This is a genomic window from Pseudomonadota bacterium (genome assembly GCA_030860485.1).
Lineage (GTDB): Bacteria > Pseudomonadota > Gammaproteobacteria > JACCXJ01 > JACCXJ01 > JACCXJ01.
In genome coordinates this window covers 1-6,318 of record JALZID010000205.1, presented here as the reverse complement: position 1 = coordinate 6,318, position 6,318 = coordinate 1, and the positions used below count along the sequence as shown (strand labels likewise).

Sequence of the window (6,318 nt, the reverse complement as noted above, 5' to 3'; positions counted from 1 at the left end):
ACCGGATAATAGGCGCGCGAATTAGCGCCGAGGGCGACCAGCGTGCCAAAATCGAGCGTGTGCGGCGCGCGGCCATCCTGCCGCCTGCCAATGGAGCCGCCGTTCGGCATATTGAAGACCGATTCATCGGTGATAGTGTGACAAAGCGCACAGCTCGCACCGACTTTGTCGCCCTGGGTGATGTCGATCGTGGCGTCATCGTTACTGTCCTTCGCAGGCAAGCCAATGACCGCGTTGGCGTTGATAAGTTTGACGGTGTTCGCTGGGTTGTTGAGCGTAGGCGAACTCTGACCTGTGGGGTCGGCGGTCAATTCCGACTTCAAAAGTTCTACGGTGTCAGGATCGAGACGTTTGATATCTATGTGCAGGCCTAATTGCAACGCCTGAAATGGCGTCACCCCGGCATCAATTATTCCCGCGGGCAAGCGTACGGCATCCGTCCAGAAACCCTCATTACCGAAAGTTGCAAAGCGAAAAACGGCTCGGCCACGGTCGATGTCCCCGAGCCGGTGTGCGACCGGTTGTCCCGGATTGGGGGGGCCATTTGAATTCCGTGACTTGCTGGCATCTACCTCTGCGATACCGACCGCCAGTAATGCGCCGATACCTACGACCGAAGTTTTAATGATACGTTTATGGAAAGTAAACATGGTTCCTCCTGTTATAATGAAACCAACGATAGCTGCGCTTGTGCCTTCGCCCAAGCCGAGACAGCTCAGCTTGAGTCATCCGCCTAGCCCCAGAAGCAGATCGCGCATTGGATCAGCGGATGAGCCGGATAACCACGCATCAGTTGCACATGGTGCTTGGCATCGATGATCACCCCGCCGTACCAGGGATCCAGCTTTCTCGATCTGCACGATGCGCCACGCGTTGCCCTCTCATCGGTAAAGGATCCTTCAAATGCCATCCAATCCTGCGAAACCTTTGGTGTCGTTTACAGTCCGGTCGATCGAGGCGAAGCGAACTTGTCCACCAGGCAGGACGGCAATGTTCTGCGATAATGGGGAAGCGACAGAGCCTCCCGCAACGCGGAGCTCCTGGGGGATTTTTTGGCAAATGCCGCGGGGCCGGGCAGTACACGGAACACCGTACCCTTTCCTACCACCGATATCCCGGCCGCGGGCTCGCGTGCTATCGGTGATGGGCCCGGGCGCGACGGTCGCTTCCAGAGTACATCCAACGCTTGTTTTTCCTGGGGTTTGATGGGTCGCGGTGGTGGCGCGGGTGATGGCGGTGGGTCGCCCGGTGGCAGCGACCCCCCTCTGGATCGGGTGACGGGCGGGCTTGATCGATGCTCGCCTGCGCCTCGGCGGGCTGTTGCGCCACGCCCTGAGACCCTCTCACGCAACCGGCGAGGGTGAGCCCGAGCACGACAGCACACCGATCGACAGACCGTGAATGAGCGGGCTGGGAAGGTCTGTACACCAGCGGGTAGCGGTTCAGATTGGGGCTCATAGGTCTTCTTTACACCTCTCTGACTTCTTAGTTGCTCGTTGGTTCAAGAAATAAGCGTTAGTCTGCTAACGTCAATTCAAAGTTTTGTTATACTCGCCATTACATCCATATGTCATTTGGGTCTAACGAGTGAAGTGGTGAAAGATAAACCGCCTGTCAGGCCGCCATCGGCGGTCAGAGGCCTACATCATAGGAGAGCCGATGATGCCGAGAGATATACCTCCGCAGTTCCCTTCCCATGACACCTGTCAGACCCTGGCCGGCCTCACCCTCGAACAGCTTCCGCAAGACGGTTCGCTCGGCAGTATTCAACGTTACCGGAAAGGTGCGAGGATATGGCGGCCCGCCGATCGGGCAGACGGAATGTTTTTCCTAAGACACGGCCGGGTGGCGGTGATGACCAGCGATCGACGAGGCCACGAGGTCATGCTGCAGGTGATCGCGGCAAGTGAGCCGTTCGGAGAGCTTTGCTTCTGCGCCCAAGAGAGAGGACTTCGGCATACCACGAGTCGCGCCATCGTCGCGAGTGAAGCGCTCGAGATCAGGTACAGTGACTTTGTCGACTATCTACAACATAACGGCACGGCACTGACGCGCCTAGTGTTCACCTTCTGCGAACGACTAAGTGAGACGGAACGCCGTATCGAGGTGTTGGCGTATCGAGGTGCCGAAGATCGGCTGGGGAGGTTGCTGCTACAGCTCGCCGTGACTCCGGGTGAGAAAGGGGGTGAAGTCGTGCTGCACGCGAGCCATGATGAGCTTGCGCAAATGGCCGCGATGAGCCGACCTCACGTGACCGTTACCATGGGCAAATTCCGACGTCTTGGGCTGGTGCACTATGGGCGTAGTCAGGCACTCGTGGTGAACGTGCCAGCCCTCAAAGCGCACCTGGATAGTATCGAGCAGCGGTGAGCGGTAGATAGCAAGGCGGCAGCGTTAGAGAGTAGAGAGATGGAGGCGTTGGCGCGAAAACGCCATTCGCGGGAAAGAAACCGATGAAGGATACGAATTTCAACGCTAGTTGCCAACGGGCAATGTTTCGTCGGACCGGCTGGGCGGTGATTTGGCGGGGTGAAAAGCGGTCCACGCCGGGGCGGAAGCGTGGAGTTGGGGTGGCCCGGTGGGTTTGTGGGGCTCTGGGGTTGGCATCCGGTGCTCGGGCGCGGGTGCGCCGGTGCCGGTCAATACGCTTGACCGGCAGGAAGGTTTGGAGTGGGACGAGCGAGCACGCCGTGGTGCCGATGGCGGTGACAGCGCGGGGGCGGCACCAAGGCCGCCAGCCGATCTAGAATTCCAGGGCGTTTGCCCGAGGGGCTCGGGTTTGGGGAGTGCGTAGACCCGTTCACCGGTCGATGCCCACGCCAAGCGCTCGTTGGCAAAGATCGGGCGGGCGCAATACCGGAGCAGGCGCTCGAGTCCCGCATGCTCGCGAGCCTCGATGCGGACCTTGGCGTCGAACGAAAAACCCCGCCATGCTCCTAGTGGCGCATCGCGGCGGCGTCATCGGGTGATAACAGATCCCGGCGCCTGAAGAGCGGCGGGACACGGGTACGCACCTCGTGTGGCCACCGCGATGTCCTCATCCGTCAAAGCGGTCACCTCGTGCAACCGCACTCCTTCAGTCTCGGCGCCTTCGACAGCGCTCAGGACAGGGCTGAAACCCCATCGACGTGGCACAATGAAGATGCAGCTTGGCATTGAGCGCGGAGCCGAAGCGATGGACAAAGGTCACCGCCCCGAAGCGGGCCTCCGGCGGTGCGCGGGACTTGAGGGCCTTGAGTCGGTCCTCGACCCCTTCGAACAAGATCCGCAAACCGGCCCAACGAGGGCCGGATCATGGGTGAAGGAAATAGCGCAGGCGCTTGGGCAGCGACAGGAGCCACTGGGCGCCGGGATAAACCGGCGCGGAGAAGCGGGTGAAAGAGCCGCACATCGAAGGAGTAGCGATCCACGATGGCCCCGGGTCATGCGTGGACGCCCGCAAGGGTGTTGGCGAAGCGTTGGCGGGGGTTCGTGTAGGCGAGGTGACGTCACGACGCTGGCTGTTGGCCTTCGCGTTCGGGCTCGTGCACGGTCTCGGGTTCGCGAGCGTGCTCGTCGATCTCGGGTTGCCCCAAGGTTCCCTGGCTTTGGCACTCCTGGCGTTCAACTTGGGGGTGGAAGGCGGCCAGCTCGCGATCGCACGGCCTTCCTCCCGCTGGCCTATGGCGCGCGCCATACGGTGTTATATGGGCTCGCTCGCCATCCTGGTTGCTGGCAGCCCGGTGGCTGGTGGAGCGGGGTCTGGACCTCAAGCTCCTTTAGTGGACGCACCCGGCATGGCCTCCAGCCCACCGGGCTACCTGTCAGTCGATGGACTGCAACGATTCGTCTAGTCCGCCGCCTCACGTTCGGCCTGTGTGGGGCGATCGGATGATGATTTCGCCACTACTCGCCGCTCATCGAGGACGTGCGGGGCGGCGATCGCCCGTTCCCGTGAGGTAGTTGCGGAGCCGGGGCGCTCCGCGGCCTCAATCACTGGGTCGCCGGCAACACCGGACGAGTGCAGTGGAAAAAGGCCGGCGAGGATCCTAGGAAGAGACACGACGGCAATGATGACCGAAACCCACGATAGGCGTTTAATCACGTGTCCGGCCTTCATGCTGTCGAGCCTCTAGGATCGAAGTTCGAGATGACGTAAGTGCCCGGCACGGGGTCAAACCGAGGCCGGATTGCTTCCTGCCATGGCCCGTTCTTATGCGCGTCGAACGAGGGCAGAACCGAGGCTGGAAGTGGACGCCAAATTAGCGAGACCGAGCGCCGGTCACTGTGACGTAGTTCACGAGGAAGGTGTGAAATATTCCCAATGTCGCCGGGTGGCGCTGCCTCGGACACAAGAGGGGGGCGTTGCAAGGCCCGGCCGGCCATGTGATCCGCCGATCGGTTCAGTGGTTCCGTGATTCGTAACGTGGTCTCTTGTCGATGACCTCAACCGACCTGAACCACGCGGATAATCGATCTCGTCGGGCCCGGCGACTTCGACGCACTGCTCGCCGAGCTACGCGCGAGCGAGGAATGGACCTACGTAGAGCGGACGACTCCGATGATCTTACGCATTCCTTCGCTTAGTCCAAGAGGAGTTGTTTCATTACCTCGAAGCCTTGCAAGCTGCCTGAGATCCCCAGGTAAGCGATATTTATGCAACGATAGGGTTTACCCGCAGCGTTTCGAGTTTCGCTCTGCGGATGCGCGGGAAAGCGCCTGGGACCGAAGCGAAAGGGTTGCATGCACCACAATCTCCTAGTAGGATTGTTTCTTCGAAGGCTGCGTGCGGTCCTTCTGTCCCGAGTCTTCCGCCACACCCGCTTCCTTGAGTTTTGCTTTCGCCTTTTTAGTGACCAAGACCGCGACGACGATGGTTGCGATGAGACCCCCTCCGAAGAAAATCCATTGCGGCGTTCCCCATTCGCCGCCGCCGCCGGTTAAAGCGCCGCCTATCGCGCCTAGATACAAATACAGCAAGACGCCAGGAACAATTCCGACCGCGGTCGCGAAAACATAGTGCCAGAAGTCGATATTCGTGATACCGAAGAAATAGTTCTGGAGATTAAAAGGTACCAACGGGCTCAGACGGAGAAGGAGCACAACTTTCCAGCCGTCCTCGGTGACTGCCTTATCGACAGCCTTGAACCTGGGCCGCTTCTCGAGCGTGTCTTTTATCTTCTCGCGCACGACATAGCGCGCGATTAGAAAAGCAAGCGCAGCCCCGGCCGTCGCTCCCACCATTACGATAGGAAATCCCCACCCCAAGCCGAACACGAGGCCGGCTGCGATCGTGAACAGCGAACCGGGCGCGAGAACTACCGTTCCAATAACGTACACTGCCGCGAAGAGCAGACCACCCCATACGCCCAGACCTTCAATCCAATCGGTGAAGCTCTGCAGCCATTGCTTGAGCGGCAGCAGAAACCATGCGGCGAAAATCGTCACCACAACCACCGCGGGGATAATCAAATTCCAGGGTATTCCTTTTGCTTTCAAGTCCAGCATCGCGCGCTCCTATGTTCTGCTGACTGGAGAGGCGTTGAGATGCGTCTCGCCTGACGTGGCGCTCGCGGGCCCCTGCAATCCGAATATCCATTGCATCAGGTTTTTCGCTGTCGGCGTGAGCTTCTGGCTCATTCGCTCGTCCGCGACGCGGCGATTGATTTGCGAGAGCGTCGGGTAGACTGTGGGCTAGCCCGCCTGGACGAGGCGGATATCGATCTCCCGCTCGACATAGGTCCATTCCTCGCTTGCGCGCAGCTCGGCGAGCAGTGCGTCGAAATCGCGCTCGTGCTCCGGCGCGTAATCGAACCAGGTGATGAAATCGAAGGGTTCCCCGAGATCACGGGAATGGTGGAGCCGGCGCGCGATCGAGGGGAGATAACGCAGGCCGATGGACGTGTGGTGCGAGACGTCCTCGAAGATCCGGCGGCGTTCGTCCTGCGCCAGGTCCCACCACAGCGCGCTCTTCTTGATCGGGATGAGCGCCGCGCGGCTGGCGCGGCTCCGGCCGAGTGCCGGCTGGACGGCCGACAAGCGCTCCTTTTCATCACGCGTGGTGTAGCGGAGATTGCTCGTCACGCCGCGTAAGGCCCAGCTTGCGCCCGCCGGCAGGGCTTCGAGCCTCGTGTTGACGACCTCGATCCGCGCGGCGGGATCGAGTCCTTGGCCCCGCACCGGCCTCATGCTCGCCACCTCCCACGGCCCGAGTGTGCCGCAGACGAAGGTGTAGTGGTGGCTCAATTCGCTCCAAGGTGTCGGGGCGCACGTCCATGCGCCCCTACCGTCGGCCGGCGCGGCCCCGCGCCGATCACCGCGCGCCGACCGGTACGAAGG

General features: G+C 60.9%; 5 protein-coding genes and 2 pseudogenes. 2 read left to right on the top strand and 5 right to left on the bottom strand.

Going from position 1 to position 6,318, the window contains the following annotated elements:
- Positions 1–650 (bottom strand): hypothetical protein (locus M3461_11930; protein MDQ3775009.1); only part of this gene is annotated, 650 nt, incomplete at its 3' end.
- Between the two features lie 83 nt (positions 651–733).
- A complete protein-coding gene (locus M3461_11925; GenBank protein ID MDQ3775008.1) occupies positions 734–910 on the bottom strand; it encodes a hypothetical protein in 177 nt (58 codons plus the stop codon).
- 749 nt (positions 911–1,659) lie between these two features.
- On the opposite strand from M3461_11925, the gene M3461_11920 reads away from it, so the two are divergent.
- Positions 1,660–2,370 carry a Crp/Fnr family transcriptional regulator gene (locus M3461_11920; GenBank protein MDQ3775007.1) on the top strand — a complete coding sequence of 237 codons (711 nt, stop codon included), beginning with the start codon at positions 1,660–1,662 and terminating at the stop codon, positions 2,368–2,370.
- A 269-nt stretch (positions 2,371–2,639) separates the two neighbouring features.
- Here the strand turns inward: M3461_11920 and M3461_11915 are convergent.
- A pseudogene (locus tag M3461_11915) lies at positions 2,640–2,898 on the bottom strand (transposase).
- A 593-nt stretch (positions 2,899–3,491) separates the two neighbouring features.
- Here M3461_11915 and M3461_11910 point away from each other — a divergent pair.
- Positions 3,492–3,762, top strand: a pseudogene (locus tag M3461_11910) (HupE/UreJ family protein).
- Between the two features lie 975 nt (positions 3,763–4,737).
- On the opposite strand, the gene M3461_11905 reads toward M3461_11910, so the two are convergent.
- Together M3461_11905 and M3461_11900 are read right to left on the bottom strand one after the other, a co-directional pair.
- Positions 4,738–5,487 carry a TVP38/TMEM64 family protein gene (locus M3461_11905; GenBank protein ID MDQ3775006.1) on the bottom strand — a complete coding sequence of 250 codons (750 nt, stop codon included), beginning with the start codon at positions 5,485–5,487 and terminating at the stop codon, positions 4,738–4,740.
- Positions 5,488–5,673: 186 nt separating this feature from the next.
- Entirely contained in the window at positions 5,674–6,225 is a 552-nt protein-coding gene (locus tag M3461_11900; GenBank protein ID MDQ3775005.1) for a chlorite dismutase family protein, read from the bottom strand.
- Positions 6,226–6,318: the final 93 nt, after the last annotated feature.